The 231-nt window shown below is 35.5% G+C and carries 1 protein-coding gene; it reads left to right on the top strand.

What is annotated here, in order from left to right; all coding sequences use genetic code 11:
• A partial coding sequence (locus SB724_RS22035; protein WP_410573236.1) for a hypothetical protein occupies positions 1 to 231 on the top strand: 231 nt, incomplete at both ends.

The raw sequence follows: 231 nt of genomic DNA, 5'->3' as shown, positions 1-231 counted from the left end.
AAAGTGGGTTGAAGGGTGTTTTGAATCGCTAGCCAATGCTAAACCACAGTATGCTAAAGCATTGGTAAATTACATTAATAACACTCTTTATGCCGTTAAAAGCGATTTAAAATTTAGTGCTGCAAAGCCTAACCATATAGCGCTTTTAAAAGAGCTAAAAGCCAGTGGTCATTTAACTAAATTAGCGACTCTGTTTAGCCAGTTAATAAGTGCGTATAAAACCGCAAATAT

The organism is Bacillus sp. SIMBA_031, assembly GCF_046535225.1.
Taxonomy (GTDB): Bacteria; Bacillota; Bacilli; order Bacillales; family Bacillaceae; genus Bacillus; species Bacillus velezensis.
This window is presented reverse-complemented; position numbering and strand designations above follow the sequence as displayed.